Genomic DNA, 19242 nt, shown 5'->3' on the forward strand with positions numbered 1-19242 from the left:
AAGGACAAGGCGATCGAGCTGACCGTCGACGGCAAGCAGCGCACCCTGCACACCTTCGCCGACGACGTGAGCGAGTTGCTCACCGAGGAGGGCGTGAGCACGGGGGCGCACGACATGATCGCGCCCGCCCCCGGCGCGGCGCTCGCCAGCGGAGACACGGTCGCCGTGCGCTACGGGCGCCCCGTCCGGCTCACCCTGGACGGCCGGCAGCGCGAGGTGTGGACGACGGCGCACACCGTGGCGGGAGCGCTGGACGAGCTGGGGGTGCGCGCGGAAGGCGCGTACCTGTCCGTCTCGCGGTCCCAGCGCATCGGACGCGCCGGGCTCGCGCTCGACGTGCGCACCGAACGCGCCGTCACGATCATGGCCGACGGCCGCAGCCGGAGCATTCGCACCAACGCGGCCACCGTACGCGAGGCCCTGGCGGAGGCCGGGATCGGCCTGCGCGGCGAAGACACCACCTCCGTCCCGCCCGACAGCTTCCCGCGCGACGGGCAGACGGTGACCGTGCTGCGGGTCAGCGGCAGCCGGGAGGTCCGCGAGGAGCAGATCCCGTTCGACGTCCAGCGCACCGAGGACCCCACCCTCTTCAAGGGCACCGAGGTCATCGCGCAGGCCGGGCAGCCCGGACTGCGGCGCGACACCTATCTGCTGCGCATCGTCAACGGGGTACGGGAGAAGCCGCGCCGTGAGACTTCCGAGGTGCTGCGCAAACCACGCAAACAGATCGTGAAGGTGGGCACCAAGCCGCTGCCGCAGTCCGTGGCCGGCGCCGACCATCTGAACTGGCGCGGCCTCGCCACCTGTGAGTCCGGGGGCCGTCCGGACGCGGTCGACCCCTCCGGCACGTTCGGCGGGCTGTACCAGTTCGACACGGGCACCTGGCACAGCCTCGGCGGCAGCGGTCGCCCCCAGGACGCCCCGGCGGACGAACAGACCTTCCGCGCGAAGAAGCTGTACACACGGCGGGGCGCGACACCTTGGCCGTCGTGCGGGGCGCGGTTGCACGGCTGACAGCGGGGATTCGCCGTTGAGCTGTTGTGCGTCGCCGGGTGCCGGTGCCGGTGCCGGTGCCGGTGCCGGTGCGGGTGCGGGCGCGTGGTGGCTGGTAGCTCCCCCAAGTTCTCGGCTTCGCTCGTCGGCTCTTGCGGCACCGTGCCCGCGCAGGCCGAGGCGCCGGGAACCTGGCAACCCGGTCGGGCAGACCCCCGTACCCTTGTCCCGTGAGCAGCCCCACCCCCGACGCCCTTCTCGGCCCCGCCGACATCCGTGAGCTCGCGGCAGCTCTCGGTGTCCGTCCCACCAAGCAGCGCGGCCAGAACTTCGTGATCGACGCCAACACGGTCCGCCGTATCGTCCGCACCGCGGAGGTCCGCCCCGACGACGTGGTCGTCGAGGTCGGCCCGGGGCTCGGTTCCCTCACGCTCGCGCTGCTGGAGGTCGCCGACCGGGTGACGGCCGTCGAGATCGACGACGTACTCGCCGCGGCCCTCCCCGCGACCATCGGGGCGCGCATGCCGGCGCGCGCCGACCGGTTCGCGCTGGTCCACTCCGACGCGATGCACGTGGCCGAACTGCCCGGCCCCCCGCCGACCGCGCTGGTGGCGAACCTCCCGTACAACGTCGCCGTACCGGTGCTGCTGCACATGCTCGACACCTTCCCGAGCATCGAGCGCACCCTCGTCATGGTGCAGTCCGAGGTCGCCGACCGGCTGGCCGCCGCGCCCGGCTCGAAGGTGTACGGCGTGCCGTCCGTGAAGGCGAACTGGTATGCCGAGGTGAAGCGGGCCGGCGCGATCGGCCGCAATGTCTTCTGGCCCGCGCCGAACGTCGACAGCGGGCTGGTCTCCCTCGTCCGGCGAGCCGAGCCGATCAGGACGACGGCCTCCAAGAAGGAGGTCTTCGCGGTCGTCGACGCCGCCTTCGCACAGCGCCGCAAGACCCTGCGGGCCGCACTGGCCGGCTGGGCCGGATCCGCCGCTGCCGCCGAGGCCGCCCTGGTCGGGGCCGGTGTCTCGCCGCAGGCGCGCGGCGAGTCGCTGACGGTGGAGGAGTTCGCACGGATCGCCGAGCACAAGGATGCGCTGACCACCCGGCGCGACCGGATCACCGAACACGACGCCGGGATCAGCGAACACGACGACCGGATCACCGAAGACACGGACGTGCGGATCACCGACCACGAGGAGAGCGACAAGTGAGCGTCACGGTACGCGTACCGGCCAAGGTCAACGTCCAGCTCGCGGTCGGCGCCGCGCGCCCCGACGGGTTCCACGACCTCGCCAACGTCTTCCTCGCCGTCGGCCTGTACGACGAGGTGACGGTGACCCCCGCGGACGAACTCCGGATCACCTGCGAAGGCCCGGACGCCGACCAGGTCCCGCTCGACCGCACCAACCTCGCCGCGCGCGCCGCGATCGCGCTCGCCGGGCGCCGGGGCATCGAGCCGAACGTGCACATCCACATCGCCAAGGACATCCCGGTCGCCGGCGGCATGGCGGGCGGCAGCGCGGACGGTGCGGGCGCGCTACTGGCCTGCAACACGCTGTGGAACGCCGGCGCCTCCCGTGTTGAACTCCTCTCCATTTGTGCCGAGTTGGGCAGCGACGTGCCGTTCAGCCTGGTGGGCGGGGCTGCCCTCGGTATCGGGCGCGGAGAGCAGTTGACCGCCCTGGAGACCGGCGGCACCTTCCACTGGGTGTTCGCGATGGCCGAGCGGGGGCTGTCCACCCCGGCCGTCTTCCGTGAGTTCGACCGGCTGGCGGAGGGGCGGGAGATTCCGGAGCCGGTGGCTTCGGCAGACCTGCTGGAGGCGCTGGCGAAGGGGGACTCGGACGCGCTGGCCGCGGCTGTGTCCAATGAGCTTCAGCCTGCGGCTCTGTCGCTGTTCCCGGAGCTGGCGGACACGCTGGAGGCGGGGCGCGGGGCGGGTGCGCTGGCCGCGCTGGTCTCCGGGTCCGGGCCTACCACGGCGTTCCTAGCGCGTGATGCCGAGTCGGCGGAGAAGGTGGCGGCGGCGCTGCGGGCGTCGGGGACGTGCAGGGCCGTGCGGATGGCGGTGGGGCCGGTGGCGGGGGCGACGGTCGTCTGAGGGTCAGCGTTTGCCGATAGTGGTCAGGTCGATGTCGATGGGGTAGGGCTTGTCGACTTTGATCCGGTCGCGATGCATGCCCACGTGCACGTAGGACTTGGTGAGTGGGTCGAGCTCATAGACATGGATGACGGGCCCGTTGATTGTTCCGTTCTGTTCGACGCGCCAGTAGTTGGGGATTCCCGCAGCGGCGTACTTCTGCGGTTTGGTCGTGCGGTCGCGGGATTCCGAGTCGGGGGAGACGACCTCCACGGCGAGTAGTACGTCTTCGGCCTGAAACTTGGTCTGGTCCAGCCCGGTGACCGCGTCGGCTCGGACCACGCTGACATCGGGTTCGGGGCCATTGCGGTTGTCAAGGATGACGGTCATTTCCCGCTCGACGCTGAACTCCGGGGCGAGAGAGCTGCACAGCCCGTTGACCAACAGGTCGATTGCAAGGAAGTGGAAACGGCGCTGCGGACTCACGAAAACCAGGCTCCCGTCGATCAGCTCGGTGTGCGGCGGGAGATCCGGCAGTGTGAACAGGTCGTCCACGGTGTAGCCGTCCTGCGGCGGCACCGGCCACTGGTGACGGTGCTCTACGGACTCGGCGGTCATGGTTCCTCCCATGGACGGGATCCTGCTGCCTGCCCTCCACGGTAGCGGCCGCTTCCCGATCACGTCATCACAAAGAGTGACAACCCCCTCGCGCCCCGCCCCCGCCTCCGCAGGCCCTACGCTAGAAGGCTGAGTCCCCGCGCACAGGAGTGAAATGGCCGTCAACCTGGTCAATGTCGAGAACGTCAGCAAGGTGTACGGCACCCGTGCCCTGCTCGACGGCGTCTCGCTCGGTGTGTCCGAAGGGGACCGGATCGGGGTCGTCGGGCGCAATGGCGACGGCAAGACCACCCTCATCCGGATGCTCGCCAAGCTGGAGGAGGCCGACACCGGGCGTGTCACGCACTCCGGCGGGCTGCGGATCGGCGTGCTCACGCAGCACGACTCCCTCGACCCCGCCGCCACCGTCCGGCACGAGGTCATCGGCGACATGGCTGACCACGAGTGGGCCGGAAACGCCAAGGTCAGGGACGTGCTGACCGGGCTCTTCGGCGGGCTCGACCTGCCGGGCTTCCCGAAGGGGCTCGACACCGTCATCGGACCGCTGTCCGGCGGCGAGCGGCGCCGGATCGCGCTCGCCAAGCTGCTCATCGAGGAACAGGACCTGCTCGTCCTCGACGAGCCCACCAACCACCTCGACGTCGAGGGCATCGCCTGGCTCGCCCGGCATCTGCAGAGCCGCCGCTCGGCGCTGGTGTGCGTGACGCACGACCGGTGGTTCCTCGACCAGGTCTGCACCCGCATGTGGGACGTGCAGCGCGGCGACGTCTACGAGTACGAGGGCGGCTACTCCGACTACGTCTTCGCGCGTGCCGAGCGCGAGCGGATCGCCGCCACCGAGGAGGCCAAGCGGCAGAACCTGATCAGGAAGGAGCTGGCCTGGCTGCGCCGCGGGGCGCCCGCCCGCACCTCCAAGCCGCGCTTCCGGGTCGAGGCCGCCAACGAGCTGATCGCGGACGTACCGCCGCCTCGGGACAGCTCCGAACTGATGAAGTTCGCCTCCTCGCGGCTCGGCAAGACCGTCTTCGACCTCGAGGACGTCACCGTCCAGGCCGGGCCGAAGGTGCTGCTCAAGCACGTCACCTGGCAGCTCGGGCCGGGCGACCGGATCGGTCTCGTCGGCGTGAACGGCGCCGGCAAGACCTCGCTGCTGCGCGCCATGGCCGCGGCCGCCCGCAGCGAGGGCGAGGAGCAGCCGGCCGGCGGGCGCGTCGCCGTCGGCAGGACTGTCAAGCTCGCCTACCTCTCCCAGGAGGTCGCCGAACTCGATCCCGCCTTGCGGGTCCTTGAGGCCGTGCAGCGCGTGCGCGAGCGCGTCGACCTCGGCAAGGGGCGCGAGATGACCGCCGGGCAGCTGTGCGAGACGTTCGGCTTCAACAAGGAGAAGCAATGGACGCCGGTCGGCGACCTGTCCGGTGGTGAGCGCCGGCGCCTGCAGCTCCTGCGCCTCCTCATGGACGAGCCCAACGTCCTCTTCCTCGACGAGCCCACCAACGACCTCGACATCGAGACCCTCACCCAGCTCGAGGACGTCCTCGACGGCTGGCCCGGCTCGATGATCGTCATTTCCCACGACCGCTTCTTCGTCGAGCGCACCACCGACCGGGTCTTCGCCCTCCTCGGCGACGGCACCCTTCGGATGCTGCCGCGCGGCATCGACGAGTACCTGGAGCGGCGCCAGCGCATGGAGGAGGCGGTCGCCGCGCAGGCCGCCGCAGCGGCGCCCAAGCCGGCCACCCCGGAGAAGAGCGCTGCCGACCAGCGCGCCGCCAAGAAGGAACTCCAGAAGATCGAGCGCCAGTTGGACAAGATCTCCGAGAAGGAGACCAAGCTGCACGCCCAGATCGCCGAGAACGCCACCGACTTCGCCAAGGTCGCCGGCCTGGACGCCCAGCTGCGCGACCTGGCCGGCGAGCGCGAGGAACTGGAACTGCGCTGGCTGGAACTGGCGGAGGACGCGTAGCGCGACCGGGGCGCGAGCGCACCGGAGCGGGCGCGGGCGCGGTAGTGAGGGCGGGCGCCCGTTGTGAGTTACGGGCGTGCGTGCCGCCGAATACGGCGCTTGAGCGGGGTGCGCACGCCGCCAAGTGCAGCGCTCGGGCGAGGTCGCGCGCCGGCCAGTGCGGCGCTTGGTCTGGGTGTGCGCGCTGTCTGGCGCGGCGCTCGATGCAGGCGGGCGCGCTGTGTGTGGGGGCGCACGATGCCCGCGTGCGTTCCTCATAGCGCGGCGCGCGCAACCTGAGCCAACGCCCCTGGCGTGAATCAGCCACCGCGCGCCCGCTCTTCTCGGCCCCACCCCCCACCGCGCCGGTCTCCTCCCCCCCGGCGCGCGGTGCTGTTGCGCGCGCCGCGTGAAGGGGGCGTGAAGGCGCGTAACGGCGGCATCACGGGCCGGTCGTCCCTTGGGAACAGCGGCGGATCCGAGCCCGTGGGCTGTCGGTACCGGGTGATAGAAAGGGCCGTCTGAGAACTTTCTAAGTAACGACCTAGGGTCCGTCAAGAACCTCAGGGCGTGGCTAAAAATCAGTGAACGAGGGGGAAGAACGCTGATGACTCAGCCGCCCAACCAACCGCCGCACGGCGGTTTCGGAGCGCCGCAGGACAGACCGCCGCAGGAGCAGCCGCCGCAGGGCGGCGGCTTCGGCGCCCCGCAACCACCACCGGCCCAGGGCGGATTCGGCGCCCCGCAGGGTGCCCCGGGCACCCCGGGCGCTCCCGGCGTCCCTCCCACACCCCCGCCCCCGGCTCAGCCGCCCGCCGCCCCGCCGCAGCCGCCCCAGCCCGGCTACGGCTACCCCCAGCAGCCGGGCCCGTACGGCACCCCGGGCCCCTACGGGTATCCGCAGCAGCCGGGTCCCTACGGCGCGGTGCCCCAGCCCGGTTTCGGCCAGCCGCAGCAGCCGCCGTACCCGGGCGCGCCCGCCGCCGGTTCCGACAGGAAGAAGACGGCGCTGATCATCGGTGCCGCGGTGGCCGCGCTGCTCGTCATCGGCGGCACGGTGTACGCGGTCACGAGCGGCGGTGACGATCCCAAGAGGAAGCCGGTCGCCCAGCAGAGCGACGACCCCAAGCACTCCGCCACCGCCGCGCCGAGCGCGTCGAGCACGTCCGGCGGCGGTGACGACCCGGAGAACCTCAACGAGGGCCGGCGGGCCGGCGAGGCGAAGGTGCTCTGGTACAAGTCGGCGCCGGACGCCCCGGGTTCGGGTGCCGACGCACCCGGTATGTGGGTCACCGGCAAGGCGGCGGTGAAGGCGGCGTACAAGCAGGTCTTCGCCTACGGCGTCGGCGACGGCAAGCCCGTGTGGGGCCCGATCTCCTTCCCGCAGAAGATCTGCGCGGTCACCCAGCAGAAGTCGGCCGACGACAAGGTCGTCGTGGCGTACATGAGCGGTGCCGGCGACAACGCCAAGTGCAACCAGCTGCAGCAGATCGACCTGGCCACCGGCCACAAGGGCTGGACCACGGAGGTCGCCGACGGCGGGCTGTTCGACAGCGCGCTCAACGTCGAGCTGACCGTGAGCGGCAAGACGCTGATGGTGGGGCGTTCGGAGTCGGGCACGGCGTACGACATCGACAGCGGCAGGAAGCTGTACGACAAGCAGAAGTACGGCGCGGCCTGCTTCCCGGCCGCGTACGCGGGCGGCACCGGCCGGCTGATCCAGGTGGCCTCCTGCGGTGCGGGCGGTAGCAACGCGCACGACGAGCTCCAGGAACTGGACCCCGCCACCGGCAAGGTGCGCTGGACGCAGCCGGTCAAGAAGGGCTGGCAGGTCACGCGGACGTTCTCTGTCGACCCGCTGGTGGTCTATCTGACCAATGCGGACAAGAAGGCCTGGAACATCTCGACGTTCACCAAGGAGGGAAAGTTCCGTTCGGAGGTCAAGGTCGACGGGAAGTTCGCCCCCCGCTGCGGCTGGGCGGTCCTCGAGCGTGACCTGCAGGGCTGCCAGGGCGTCGCCGCGGACGCCGACACGCTGTATCTGCCCACGGACACCACCGGCAGCGCCAACGAGATCGTCGCGATCAGCCTGGCCGACGGCAAGGAGCGGTGGCGGACCAAGTCCCCGGCCGACGAGCCGATGTACCCGATGCGGATCCAGGGCGGCAAGCTCGTCGCGTATGTGCAGCCGTCGTACGACGCGGGCGGCCAGGTGGTGTCGATCCCGGTCACCGGCTCCTCCCACACGACCACCAAGCTGCTGCAGAACCCGCAGGGCACGGCTCAGATCGAGAACACCTTCTACGACGGTGTCGTGGACTGGGCCGACGGGCGGTTCTTCATCTCCGCCGGCCGGCTGAACGGCAGCGACCAGTCGAAGGAGAAGCTGATCATGGCCTTCGGCAACTGAGCCCACCGCGCCGGCCCAGCGGGCCCAGCGGGCCAGCCAACCGAGCCATCTGAGCCGCCCGAGCCAGCCGAGCCATCTGAGCCGCCGTCCCGGCTTCCCCCTGTCCGTAGCGAATCCCTTCCGGCTTCCGAGCCTCACCGAGGTACCCGTCCCATGACCCAGCCGCCCCCTCCGCCGCCGAACCAGCCCCCGCAGCAGGGCGGTTTCGGCCCCCCGAACCCGCAGCAGCCGCCCCAGCCGGCTCAGCCACCTCAGCCGCAGCAGCCTCCGCAGCCCCCTCAGCCGCAGCCCGGCTATGGCTACCCGCAGGCCGCACCGGCCCCGCAGCCACCGCAGCCTCCGCAGCCGGGTTACGGCTACCCCGGCGGGCAGCAGCCCCCGTACGGCCAGCAGCTCCCGGCCCAGGGCCAGCAGCCGCCGGCGTACGGCTACCCCGGCCAGCCGCAGAACCCGTACGCGCAGCCCGCGCAGCCGGGTTATGGCTATCCGGGCCAGCCTCCGACCGCGCCGATGCATCCGCAGCCGGGGCAGAGCGGCGGCGGGCGGAACAACACCACGCTGCTCATCGTCGTCGCGGCGGTCGTGGCCATCGCGCTGATCGTCGCCGGCGGCTTCTGGTACGCCAACTCCTCCGGAGGCGGCGACAAGACGCACGACGCCGCCTCCTCCAGCGGCGGCACCGGCGGCAAGAACGGCAGCGGCGGCGGCACCGGGGGCACGGGCGGCAAGGAGAAGGTGCCGGCCAACCCCGCGGCCCACGTGCTGTTCCAGGTCCCGCTGCCCACCGCGGACGGCGCGGTCAGCACCGCGGGTTCGTGGCTGACGGACAAGGTCTACGCCAAGAGCGGCCTCGCCGAGATCGTCGGCTACGACCCGGTCAAGGGCACCAAGTTGTGGACGATCCCGCTGCCCGGCCCGGTCTGTGCGGCCAGCCCGCACGCCACGGCCGACGGCAAGACCGCGATCGTCTACCAGCCGAAGTGGAACACGAAGAAGAACATCGCCGGGTGCACACAGATCTCCGCGATCGATCTCAACGCGGGCAAAAAGCTGTGGACACAGTCGGTCAAGTCCGGTGATTCTCCTATCAATTACCAGAATGTGACGGTCGCTCAGCGCACCGTTGCGGTCGGCGACAGCAACGGCGCCGCCGCCTTCGACATCGACTCGGACAAGCCGCTGTGGCTGCCGAAGCCGGGCGACAACTGCTACGACGCGGGCTACGGCGGTGGCGACAAGCTGGTCGCGGTGCGCAAATGCGGTGACTCCGCCAACGGACAGCTGCTCATCCAGACGCTCGACCCGAAGACTGGGAAGGTGATCTCCGAGTACAAGATGGACTCGGGCATCCAGTACGCCTCCATCGTCTCCACCGACCCGCTGGTGGTGGCCGCCGACGTGGGCGACAGCGCCGGTGACGGCAGTGAGGTCTCGGACTACTTCTCCATCGACAGCAAGACCGGCAAGCTGCTCGCCCACATTTCCGCGCCGGGCAAGACCTACGGCGGCAAGTGCGACGGCATCTACCGCATCGAGGCCTGCAAGTCGATCGTCGCGGGCAACGGCAAGCTGTACGTGCCGACCGAGGAGCACGACGGCAGCGGCGGCGCACTGAACAGCACCAACGAGATCGTCTCCTTCGACCTGAACACCGGCAAGCCGACCGGCCAGCGCCTGGAGGCCGGCGACGGCTATCTGCTGAGCCCGCTGCGCATGGACGGCGGCAACCTGATCGCCTACAAGAAGCCGCCGTACGACAAGGGCGGGCAGGTCGTCAGCATCGACGGCGGGTCCTTCAAGGCGACCAAGCTGCTGGAGAACCCGGCCCTGGACGACGCGCAGAATGCGGAGGCCAACATGCTGCCGGAGGACTCGGAGATCCTCTTCGGCGACGGGCGTCTGTACATGTCGCAGATCTACGCCAAGGAGAAGGGCTGGTCGTCGGACGGCAAGGAGGATCTGGCGGTCGCCTACGGCACGAACGGCTGACCGCTGGCCGACGCCCTCGCACCTCTCGCCCGAATGGGTGACATACCAAGAAGTGCCCCGGATTTCATCGATCCGGGGCACTTCTCATCAAGAGGGGCAGCAATACGTCGAACAAGCGTGTAGCTTCCGGGGGCATGAAGGGCGGGGTGCCGGGGGGCCCTCTGTCCTTGCGGACCGCTGGACGTCCATAGTGGGGCATCCATGGGGGGGACTGGGGGGTTGCTCTATGGGAGTACGGCTCATGGTCGTCGACGACCACCGCCTGCTCGCGGAGGCGCTGGCGTCGGCGCTGAAGCTGCGCGGGCACCGGGTGCTCGCCGCGGCGGCGCCGGCCGCGGGTGCGGCGGACCTGGTGATCGCGCGCGCGCCGGAGGTGTGTCTGCTGGGCACGGCGGCGCCGGCCGAACCGGGTGCGTTCGACCCGGTGGCGAAGATCAAGCGGGAGCGGCCGCAGGTGGCGGTGGTGGTGCTCGGGCCCGTGCCGTCGCCGCGGGGTATCGCGGCGGCGTTCGCCGCGGGAGCCTCGGGGTACGTGCGGCACGACGAGCGGATAGAGGGGGTCGAGCGGGCGATCATGAAGGCGCGGTCGGGGGAGGCCGCGGTGGCTCCGCAGTTGCTGCAGGGGGCGTTCGGGGAGCTGCTCAATCCGTCGGCCCAGCCGGATGACGAGGCTCAGCGGTTGCTGCGCATGCTGACGCCCCGGGAGGTGGAGGTGCTGGTGCGGGTGGCCGACGGGGAGGACACGCGGCTGATCGCGGCCGGGATGGGGATCGCGCCGAGTACGGCGCGGACGCATGTGCAGCGGGTGCTGATGAAGCTGGGGGTGGGGTCGCGCCTGGAGGCGGCGGCGCTGGCCGCGCGGACGGGTCTCCTGGACCGAGCGGGACCCCTGAACCCCGGTTCCGAATAATCCACCGCAGCTACGGCGCGAATGCGGGTGCGGCGGCGCAACTCCCCAAGGGGCGCGGGGAACTGCGCGATCAGCCACGACGGACCCGCGGCCGGGGACGGCCCGCACCGCTACGGCGGAAACCGTCCCCGGCCGGCGGTCACTTCTCCGGCGAACCCTCCGGAGGAAGCGGCGGAGGCGCCGCAGGCCTGAGCTTCAGCCAGGTCAGGAAGAAGATGCCCAGCAGCAGCATGCCGATGCCGGTCCAGAGGTTGATGTTGATGCCCTGGGCCTTGTCGATGGCGGACCGGGAGTCGGTGATGCCGGTGATCGTGACGATGACGCCGTACACCACGAACAGGCCGCCGATGATGCGGCGCAGGTCGAAGATGCGGGCCGCGGTCGCGGACTTGCTCTCCAGCTCGGTGACTTCCCGCTGGACGTCCTCCTCGCTGTAGTGGAAGGGCTCGTGACGGCGGTCGGCGTGCTCTGCGTGGTCGGGGTGTTCGCTCATGGTTCCTCGGTCCTTCCGCGTCAGAACGAGAACGGGATGTAGCAGGCGGCGGCCAGCACGACCGCGCCCCAGCCCAGCAGGGCCGGCTTGCGGTACCAGGCCTCGTCACCGGGCGCGGGCGGCTCGGCCATGCCGGGGGAGCGGGTGCCGTAGACCAGCCCCTGGAGTTCCTGCGCCGGCTTCGGCTTCGTGAAGAAGGACACCGCGACCATCACGACCGCGCCCGCCACGAAGCCCGCGATCGCGGAGACGAAGTTGGCGCCCTGGTCGGAGGGGATGGAGATGATGCCCTTCTTGTAGAGCACGAAGTAGTTCACCATCGCGGTGACGGTGCCCGCGAGCAGGCCCCAGAAGCCGGACTTGGCGGACGCGCGCTTCCAGAACATGCCGACGATGAACACCACGAACATCGGCACGTTGAAGAAGGAGAACAGCGTCTGCAGGTAGCTCATGATGTTCGAGAACGAGGACGCCAGGAACGCCGTACCGACCGAGGCGGCCACGCCGATCGCGGTGATCAGGCGGCCGAAGCGGACGTAGTAGGTGTCCTCGCGGCCGCGCACCACGTACTTGGCCCAGATGTCGTTCGTGAACACGGTGTTGAAGGACGACACGTTCGCCGCCATGCCCGCCATGAAGGCCGCCAGCAGACCGGTGACCGCGATGCCGAGCACGCCGTTGGGCAGCAGTTCCTGCATCAGGTACGGGATGGCGTCGTTGTACTGCAGGCCGGAGCCGGAGGAGCCGATCTTCGGCACGAGCGCGGCGGCGACCAGGCCCGGGATCATCACCAGGAACACGATGAAGATCTTCGGATAGGCGGCGATCAGCGGGGTGCGCTGGCCTGCGGAGAGGTTCTTAGCGGACAGCGCGCGCTGCACCTCGGCGAAGTTGGTGGTCCAGTAGCCGAAGGAGAGCACGAAGCCGAGGCCGAGGACGATGGTCAGCCAGTTGGCGCCGAGCGGGTTGACGCTGCCGATGCCGGTGCCGCCCCAGGCGGTGGTGAAGTTGTGGCCGTGGGTGGCGGTGAGCTTGTCGGTCAGCCCGCTCCAGCCGCCGGCCTTCTTCAGGCCGAGCACGGTGATCGGGATGAGGGCGGCCAGGATCACGAAGAACTGGAGGACCTCGTTGTAGATCGCCGAGGACAGACCGCCGAGGGTGATGTACGCCAGCACGAACGCGCCGGCGACCACGATCGCGACCCACTGCGGCCAGCCCAGCAGCGCCTCGACGACGATCGCGAGGGCATAGAGGTTGACGCCCGCGATCAGGATCGCGGCGAACGCGAACAGGATCGAACTGAGCAGGTGGGCGGCCCGGTCGAAGCGCAGCAGCAGGAACTCGGGGACCGAGCGGACCTTGCTGCCGTAGTAGAAGGGCATCATCACCAGGCCCAGGAAGACCATGGCCGGGATGGCGCCGATCCAGTACCAGTGCACGGTGTAGGCGCCGTACTGGGCGCTGTTCGCGGCCATGCCCAGGATCTCGGTGGCCGCCAGGTTCGCCGAGATGAAGGCGAGGCCGGTGATCCAGGCGGGCAGCGAGCGTCCGGAGAGGAAGAAGTCGAGGCTGGTCTTCACCGAGCGGCGGGCCGCGAAGCCGATGCCGAGGACGACGATGAAGTAGATCGCCAGGATCGTGTAGTCCAGCCAGTTGGTGGGGAGCCGTAGTTCCGCCGCCAGATAGAGCGGGGTGTCTGTGGGGGTTTGCATGAGAACTCGCTTCGTTGCGCGAACTGATCCTGAGCGGAACCTACGTCTCCGCGTTTAGTAATTGAACACTTCTGTTGGTGTTCTTTGTTTGATTGTGATGATCCTAGGTGTTGTCGGGTTGTGGTCTGTTATGTTTGATTGTGTTGAGTGATTGGGTGCGGGACGTAGAGGAGTCCGGCGTTGAAGAAGACCTCGACACGGCTGGCCGACGGTCGTGAGCTGATCTACTACGACCTTCGGGACGACACCGTGCGGGACGCCGTCGACCGCCGTCCCCTGGACCGCACTGTGACCACCTCCGAGATCCGCCAGGACGTGCTGCTCGGCGACTCGGTCGCCGTCGCCTCGCACCGCCAGGGCCGCACCTACCTTCCGCCAGCCGACGAGTGCCCGCTGTGCCCGACGCACGGCGACCGGCTCAGCGAGATCCCGGACTCGTCGTACGACGTCGTCGTCTTCGAGAACCGGTTCCCCTCGCTCGCCGGCGACTCCGGCCGCTGCGAGGTCGTCTGCTTCACCTCGGACCACGACGCCTCCTTCGCGGACCTGAGCGCCGAGCAGGCGCGTCTCGTGCTGGACGCCTGGACGGACCGTACGTCGGAGCTGTCGCATCTGCCCTCCGTCGAGCAGGTCTTCTGCTTCGAGAACAGGGGCGAGGAGATCGGCGTGACCCTCGGCCACCCGCACGGACAGATCTACGCCTACCCCTTCACCACCCCGCGCACCGCCCTGATGCTCCGCTCGCTCGCCGCGCACAAGGAGGCGACGGGCGGGGAGAACCTGTTCGACGCCGTCCTGGAGCGGGAGCTGGCCGCCGAGCGGGTCGTCCTTGAGGGTGAACACTGGGTCGCGTTCGTGCCGTACGCGGCGCACTGGCCGTACGAGGTCCACCTGTATCCGAAGCGCCGGGTCCCCGACCTGCTCGCGCTCGACGAGGCGGCGCGCACAGAGTTCTCCCAGGTCTATCTGGAACTCTTGAGGCGCTTCGACCGGATCTTCGGCACCGGTGAGCCTCCGACGCCGTACATCGCGGCCTGGCACCAGGCCCCGTTCGGCGCGCTGGCGGAGTTCGACGGAGTGACGAGGGACGACTTCGCGCTCCACCTCGAGCTTTTCACCATCCGCCGCACTTCCGGCAAGCTGAAGTTTCTCGCGGGTTCCGAGTCCGGCATGAGCGTGTTCATCAACGACGTGCCGCCGGAGCGCGCGGCCGAGCGACTGCGAGAGGTAGCGAGTTCATGAAGTACCTGGTGACGGGCGGCGCGGGTTACGTCGGCAGTGTCGTGGCCCAGCATCTGCTGGAGGCCGGCCACGAGGTCACCGTCCTCGACAACCTCACCACCGGCTTCCGCGAGGGCGTCCCGGCGGGCGCCACCTTCATCGAGGGCGACATCCGCGACGCCGCCAAGTGGCTCGACGCCTCCTACGACGGCGTGCTGCACTTCGCCGCGTCCTCGCAGGTCGGCGAGTCCGTCGTGAGGCCGGAGAAGTACTGGGACAACAACGTCGCCGGCTCCCTCGCCCTGCTCGGCGCCATGCGCGACGCGGGCGTCCCCAAGCTGGTCTTCTCCTCCACGGCGGCGACGTACGGCGAGCCGGAGCAGGTCCCGATCCGGGAGACCGCCCCGACCCGGCCGACCAGCCCCTACGGCGCCTCCAAGCTGGCCGTCGACCACATGATCACCGGCGAGGCCGGCGCCCACGGCCTCGCGGCGGTCTCGCTGCGCTACTTCAACGTGGCGGGCGCGTACGGCGCCCACGGCGAGCGGCACGACCCCGAGTCGCACCTGATCCCCCTGGTCCTCCAGGTCGCCCAGGGCAGGCGGGAGTCGATCTCGGTATTCGGCGACGACTACCCCACCCCGGACGGCACCTGCGTCCGCGACTACATCCACGTCGCGGACCTGGCCGAGGCGCATCTGCTGGCCCTGACGGCCGCGCGGCCGGGCGAGCACCTGATCTGCAACCTCGGCAACGGCGAGGGTTTCTCCGTCCGCGAGGTCATCGAGACGGTCCGCCGGGTCACCGGTCACCCGGTTCCGGAGGTCGTGGCCCCGCGCCGGGGCGGCGACCCGGCCGTCCTGGTCGCCTCGGCGGACACGGCCCGCGAGAAGCTGGGCTGGAACCCGTCCCGCGCGGATCTCGCGGGCATCGTCGCGGACGCGTGGGAGTTCGCGCAGCACATCTCAAGGGAGCGGTAGTGGGGGCACAGCAGGTCGCGGAGCGCTTCGCCGAGCTGTACGGCGCACAGCCGGAGGGGGTGTGGGCGGCGCCCGGCCGGGTCAACCTGATCGGCGAGCACACCGACTACAACGACGGCTTCGTGATGCCGTTCGCGCTGCCGCACGAGACGATCGCGGCGGTCTCGCGCCGGGACGACGGCCTCCTGCGCCTGCACTCGGCGGACGTCGAGGGCGGCGTGGCGGAGCTGTCGCCGGATGCTCTGGCGCCCGGGAGCGACGACGCCTGGACGGCGTACCCGGCGGGCGTGGTCTGGGCCCTGCGCGAGGCGGGCCACGAGGTCACCGGCGCGGACGTCCACCTGTCCTCCACGGTCCCGACCGGCGCCGGCCTGTCGTCGTCCGCGGCCCTGGAGGTCGTGATCGCCCTCGCCCTGAACGACCTGTACGACCTCGGCCTGCGACGCTGGAAGCTGGCCCGGCTGTGCCAGCGCGCCGAGAACGTCTACGTCGGCGCGCCGACCGGGATCATGGACCAGACGGCGTCGGCCTGCTGCGAGGCGGGCCACGCGCTCTTCCTGGACACCTGTGACCTGTCCCAGCGGCAGATCCCCTTCGACCTCGCGGCCGAGGGCCTGCGCCTGCTGGTCGTGGACACCCAGGTCAAGCACGCGCACAGCGGCGGCGAGTACGGCAAGCGCCGGGCCGGCTGCGAGAAGGGCGCCGCTCTGCTCGGCGTCGACGCCCTGCGGGACATCCCGTACGCCGGCCTGGACGCGGCGCTGGCCCGGCTCGGCGACGAGGAGGAGACCGTCCGTCTGGTCCGCCACATCGTGACGGAGAACCACCGGGTCGAGCGCGTCGTGGACCTCCTCGAGGCCGGCGACACCCGCGCCATCGGCCCGGTCCTCACCGAGGGCCACGCCTCCCTGCGCGACGACTTCCATATCTCCTGCCCGGAGCTGGACCTGGTCGTCGACACGGCGTTGGGAGCGGGGGCGCTGGGCGCACGCATGACCGGCGGCGGCTTCGGCGGCTCGGCGATCGTCCTGGCGGAGGCGTCGGACGTCGACACCCAGACCAAGGCGATCGAAGAGGCCTTCGCGGCGGCGGCCTTCAAGACCCCGCGCCTCTTCGAGGCGGTGCCTTCGGCGGGGGCGCGGCGGCTGGTCTGAGTTTCCGTCAGCCTCGTCAGCCCCGTACACCGGTGCGGGGCTGACGGCGTTTCACGGGAGACGCGGCCGGGTGGACGCCGACGCGCGTACGTGGTTCGCGGTGCCGTCCCCTTCGCTCATGCGGCCGCTCCCAGGTAGGCGTGAATGTCACGGGTGTCGAGATCGAAGCACGGCCAGTCCTGCCTGCTCGTCACGGACGACGACGGAACGGCCTCCCGGCTGGCCGACGGTTGGCCGACGCCCTCGCAGACGCGCTGCTCATCGCGAGGGCCCGAGGCGGCTTGCCGGCGCCCCGGGCGTTCGGACAGTTCACCTTCCCCGGCGGCGGCCTCGCCTCCGCGCCCGTCGCGATCAGCGTCACCGACGAGGGCAGGCGGCGTACGCCGACGGATCAGGCAGCGACCTGCCTCGCTGCAGCGCGAACGACATGGCGCTGGCTGCCGAGTGACGGCCGGGCCACCCTCCGCTCAGCGGTTGACGGCCTGGATCTCCTTCACCGTCACGTCCTGCTCGAACGTGGACAGCCCGCCCGGCAGCCCCGGCTGCCGCGCGGGTCCGTCCGGGTCCGCCGAGTCGGTCCACGTCACCTTCCAGGTGATCGACGCCTTGAAGGGGTAGGTGCCGGAGCCGGAGGAGCGGCGGTAGGTGATGTTGCAGCCCGCGTCCTTGCTGTCGACGGTGTAGCCGCTATTGCCCTTGACCAGGTTGTACGTACAGGTCTGCGGGTCGGCGTCGGAGGTGCCGGCGTCGACCTTGAGGGCCACGGGGGTCGCGACGGTGGTCGCGGCCATCCGGACGCCCTTGTAGTCGATGCTCGCGGTCGTCCACACCCGGTCGAAGGCGCTGTTGAGCTTGACCCGCGTCCCGAGGTTCACGATCAGCCGGTCCGCGTTCGGGCTCAGTTCCACTGGCGGGGTCGGCAACTTGCTGGAGTTGTAGGCGAGTTGGGAGAGGATCTCCGGAGTGAGCTGGTTGGGGTCCTTCTTCTGCTGGGCCGGGGGGACCCAGATCTCCCAGTTGTCGGTGCTGACCGGGCAGGACTGGGCGTACGTGTCGTCCCGGAACTTCACCTGCCACCACAGGCCCTTGTCGCCCTTGTGGTAGTGCTCCTCGTCCCGCTTCTTGGCGTAGTCGGCCGCGGGCTCCTGCGCGCCGTTGTACGCGGTCTTGATGAACTTCTCGTACTCGTCCGGCGTGTACATCGGCTCGTACCAGCAGACCGGGGGCTTCCAGTCGACGTTGGAGGAGGTCGCGGTACTGGTGCTGCTACCCGAGGGCAGCTTGCTCTGGTCTATTCGGATGTGGGCACCGATGGTGCCGGGGGTGGAGTCGCCGCCGCCGGACTCGGTGGGCTGTGAAGGCCCGATGTTGCCCTGGTCGCCGCCGTTCGTGGGGTCCCCCGCATAGGCGGGGGAAGCGGTTCCCACCGCCGCGAGGAGGCTGGCCGCCGCCAAGGTCCTCGCCGTCAGCCTTGCACGCACGACGCGTCCGCCTTCTTCCAGCTCTCCTGCACTATCTGCCAGTCACCACTGGGAGTCTTCGCGACCTGAAAGGTGTTCAGGATGAAGTCCTTGGCGCTCGGCTTGGTCCGCAGCACCTTCCCCGACTTGATCTCCTTGCCGTAGGCCTTGCGCTGATCCTCGCAGTAGCGGGCCGCCGCCGTCTTGCCGTTCGTCACATCTGTGACCTGGAATCCGAAGTACCGGTAGGCACCCGTGATGGTGACTCCCTGCTTCTTGAGCGTTGCGACCCGGTTGGCCCAGTAGTTGAGCGCGTAGATCCCGTAATACCGGTTCATGTTGACAGTGCGGCTGTTGCCCGTGGCGAACGCCTCCAGCCGGGCCTGCGCCGCATACGCCAAGTCCCGCAGCACCGCGTCCTTCGTAGCATCCCCCGTAGGCTGCCGCTCGACCTTCACCGTGATGTCCGACGGCAGGTCGAAGTGCGGAGCGTTCTTCTCCGCCGGGGCGGACGCCGACGGCGTCACGGAGCCCGACCCTCCGGAGCCCGCGCCGGCGATCTTGTCGTTGCCCGAGCCGCCCGACGAGCAACCCGTAACGGAAACGGCGACAGCGGCCAGTAGCCCGGCCGCAGCAGCCCTGTGTCGCGTGGTCAGCATGTCGCTGGTCCCCCGGAGATAGATGATCGGCGTGCCACCGGATGATCCCATGGGGGGATTGACGGCGGGCCAAGTGGTTCCGGCGCCCACACGTTCGTGCGGGTTTCGTGGAGGAGAGACCCTGTCAGTCCAGGCGCTTCGTCAGCGTGTACTCCGTGATCCCCGGCGGGTAGTCGGCGATCACGCACACCACCTCGTAGCCCTGTTTCTCGTAGAAGCGCGGGGCCTGGAAGTCCCAGGTCTCCAGGCGGGCGGCCGTGCAGCCGCGGGCGGTGTGCGCGAGGTGCTCGGCCTTGGCCAGGAGGCGGGAGCCCAGGCCCGCGCCGCGGTGCCGGGCATCCACCCACAGGTAGGTGACGTGCAGCCAGGTCGTCCAGGTGTGGCCGACCAGGCCGCCCGCCAGGTCGCCGGCGGGGTCCAGGGCCCAGATGTGCAGGGGGACTTCGCGTTCGCCGGGCGTGCCGCGCAGGGCCGCCAGGACCGGGGACGCCGCCGTGTTCGTGTCACGGAGACGTGCGCGGAGCAGATCACGTCGGCCTTTGTCGACTTCCGCCTCAATACGAAACATGCGGCACACGATAAACGCGCCGGACGGCCAGTTCTGTAAATCCGCTTCCGCTGCGT

At 70.1% G+C, this 19242-nt stretch carries 16 protein-coding genes; 10 read left to right on the forward strand and 6 right to left on the reverse strand.

Annotation, left to right across the window (positions count from 1 at the left end; translation table 11 throughout):
* From M878_RS74580 to M878_RS74590, 3 genes are all read left to right on the forward strand, one after another.
* Positions 1–1014, forward strand: a 1014-nt coding sequence (locus tag M878_RS74580; protein ID WP_023549913.1) for a resuscitation-promoting factor, incomplete at its 5' end; no start/stop codon positions are given.
* A gap of 209 nt (positions 1015–1223) precedes the next feature.
* Positions 1224–2201, forward strand: coding sequence for a 16S rRNA (adenine(1518)-N(6)/adenine(1519)-N(6))-dimethyltransferase RsmA (gene rsmA, locus M878_RS74585; RefSeq protein ID WP_023549914.1), 978 nt, complete (start codon positions 1224–1226; stop codon positions 2199–2201).
* Entirely contained in the window at positions 2198–3091 is an 894-nt protein-coding gene (locus M878_RS74590; protein WP_023549915.1) for a 4-(cytidine 5'-diphospho)-2-C-methyl-D-erythritol kinase, read from the forward strand. The genes rsmA and M878_RS74590 overlap by 4 nt, the downstream gene beginning before the upstream one ends.
* Positions 3092–3094: 3 nt before the next feature.
* Here M878_RS74590 and M878_RS74595 read toward each other — a convergent pair whose 3' ends face one another.
* The gene (locus M878_RS74595; RefSeq protein WP_023549916.1) at positions 3095–3688 is read right to left on the reverse strand and encodes a Uma2 family endonuclease; all 594 of its coding nucleotides are present in this window, start codon (positions 3686–3688) and stop codon (positions 3095–3097) included.
* Positions 3689–3842: 154 nt separating this feature from the next.
* Here M878_RS74595 and M878_RS74600 point away from each other — a divergent pair, with 154 nt between their 5' ends.
* From M878_RS74600 to M878_RS74615, 4 genes are all read left to right on the forward strand, one after another.
* On the forward strand, positions 3843–5651 hold the full coding sequence (locus tag M878_RS74600; RefSeq protein WP_023549917.1) for an ABC-F family ATP-binding cassette domain-containing protein: 1809 nt from the start codon (positions 3843–3845) through the stop codon (positions 5649–5651).
* A 586-nt stretch (positions 5652–6237) separates the two neighbouring features.
* Positions 6238–8040 (forward strand): outer membrane protein assembly factor BamB family protein, encoded by a 1803-nt coding sequence (locus tag M878_RS74605; RefSeq protein ID WP_023549918.1) that lies wholly within the window; start codon positions 6238–6240, stop codon positions 8038–8040.
* Between the two features lie 153 nt (positions 8041–8193).
* On the forward strand, positions 8194–10029 hold the full coding sequence (locus tag M878_RS74610; RefSeq protein WP_023549919.1) for an outer membrane protein assembly factor BamB family protein: 1836 nt from the start codon (positions 8194–8196) through the stop codon (positions 10027–10029).
* Between the two features lie 226 nt (positions 10030–10255).
* A complete protein-coding gene (locus M878_RS74615; RefSeq protein ID WP_031225716.1) occupies positions 10256–10939 on the forward strand; it encodes a helix-turn-helix transcriptional regulator in 684 nt (227 codons plus the stop codon).
* A 139-nt stretch (positions 10940–11078) separates the two neighbouring features.
* Here the strand turns inward: M878_RS74615 and M878_RS74620 are convergent, their stop codons facing one another.
* Together M878_RS74620 and M878_RS74625 are read right to left on the reverse strand one after the other, a co-directional pair.
* Entirely contained in the window at positions 11079–11432 is a 354-nt protein-coding gene (locus M878_RS74620) for a hypothetical protein (RefSeq protein WP_023549921.1), read from the reverse strand.
* A 20-nt stretch (positions 11433–11452) separates the two neighbouring features.
* Complete coding sequence (locus M878_RS74625; RefSeq protein ID WP_023549922.1) at positions 11453–13144, reverse strand: sodium:solute symporter family protein; 1692 nt, start codon at positions 13142–13144, stop codon at positions 11453–11455.
* Between the two features lie 180 nt (positions 13145–13324).
* Here M878_RS74625 and galT point away from each other — a divergent pair, with 180 nt between their 5' ends.
* The 3 genes from galT to galK are packed head-to-tail and all read left to right on the forward strand — an operon-like array spanning position 13325 to position 16499.
* Positions 13325–14386: a galactose-1-phosphate uridylyltransferase gene (gene galT, locus M878_RS74630; protein ID WP_023549923.1), complete on the forward strand. Its 1062-nt coding sequence runs from the start codon at positions 13325–13327 to the stop codon at positions 14384–14386.
* Positions 14383–15345, forward strand: a complete 963-nt coding sequence (gene galE / locus M878_RS74635; protein ID WP_023549924.1) for a UDP-glucose 4-epimerase GalE — start codon at positions 14383–14385, stop codon at positions 15343–15345. Before galT ends, galE begins: the two co-directional genes overlap by 4 nt.
* Positions 15345–16499 (forward strand): galactokinase, encoded by a 1155-nt coding sequence (gene galK, locus M878_RS74640; protein WP_023549925.1) that lies wholly within the window; start codon positions 15345–15347, stop codon positions 16497–16499. The genes galE and galK overlap by 1 nt, the downstream gene beginning before the upstream one ends.
* Positions 16500–16966: 467 nt before the next feature.
* On the opposite strand, the gene M878_RS74645 is transcribed toward galK, so the two are convergent.
* The 3 genes from M878_RS74645 to M878_RS74650 all read right to left on the reverse strand — a co-directional run bounded on the left by M878_RS74645 (position 16967) and on the right by M878_RS74650 (position 19186).
* Positions 16967–17980 (reverse strand): hypothetical protein, encoded by a 1014-nt coding sequence (locus tag M878_RS74645; protein WP_158692775.1) that lies wholly within the window; start codon positions 17978–17980, stop codon positions 16967–16969.
* A complete protein-coding gene (locus tag M878_RS48820; protein WP_158692776.1) occupies positions 17965–18669 on the reverse strand; it encodes a hypothetical protein in 705 nt (234 codons plus the stop codon). The genes M878_RS74645 and M878_RS48820 overlap by 16 nt, the downstream gene beginning before the upstream one ends.
* Positions 18670–18742: 73 nt before the next feature.
* A complete protein-coding gene (locus tag M878_RS74650; RefSeq protein ID WP_023549928.1) occupies positions 18743–19186 on the reverse strand; it encodes a GNAT family N-acetyltransferase in 444 nt (147 codons plus the stop codon).
* Positions 19187–19242 lie beyond the last annotated feature (56 nt).

The organism is Streptomyces roseochromogenus subsp. oscitans DS 12.976 (assembly GCF_000497445.1).
Taxonomy (GTDB): Bacteria; Actinomycetota; Actinomycetes; order Streptomycetales; family Streptomycetaceae; genus Streptomyces; species Streptomyces oscitans.

Bases quoted from the DNA above. Each gene is read 5' to 3' on its own strand.
- M878_RS74595 (WP_023549916.1), bottom strand. From the start codon at position 3,688: ATGACCGCCGAGTCCGTAGAGCACCGTCACCAGTGGCCGGTGCCGCCG.
- M878_RS74600 (WP_023549917.1), top strand. From the start codon at position 3,843: ATGGCCGTCAACCTGGTCAATGTCGAGAACGTCAGCAAGGTGTACGGC.
- M878_RS74605 (WP_023549918.1), top strand. From the start codon at position 6,238: ATGACTCAGCCGCCCAACCAACCGCCGCACGGCGGTTTCGGAGCGCCG.
- M878_RS74610 (WP_023549919.1), top strand. From the start codon at position 8,194: ATGACCCAGCCGCCCCCTCCGCCGCCGAACCAGCCCCCGCAGCAGGGC.
- M878_RS74615 (WP_031225716.1), top strand. From the start codon at position 10,256: ATGGGAGTACGGCTCATGGTCGTCGACGACCACCGCCTGCTCGCGGAG.
- M878_RS74620 (WP_023549921.1), bottom strand. From the start codon at position 11,432: ATGAGCGAACACCCCGACCACGCAGAGCACGCCGACCGCCGTCACGAG.
- M878_RS74625 (WP_023549922.1), bottom strand. From the start codon at position 13,144: ATGCAAACCCCCACAGACACCCCGCTCTATCTGGCGGCGGAACTACGG.
- galE (WP_023549924.1), top strand. From the start codon at position 14,383: ATGAAGTACCTGGTGACGGGCGGCGCGGGTTACGTCGGCAGTGTCGTG.
- M878_RS48820 (WP_158692776.1), bottom strand. From the start codon at position 18,669: ATGGGATCATCCGGTGGCACGCCGATCATCTATCTCCGGGGGACCAGC.
- M878_RS74650 (WP_023549928.1), bottom strand. From the start codon at position 19,186: ATGTTTCGTATTGAGGCGGAAGTCGACAAAGGCCGACGTGATCTGCTC.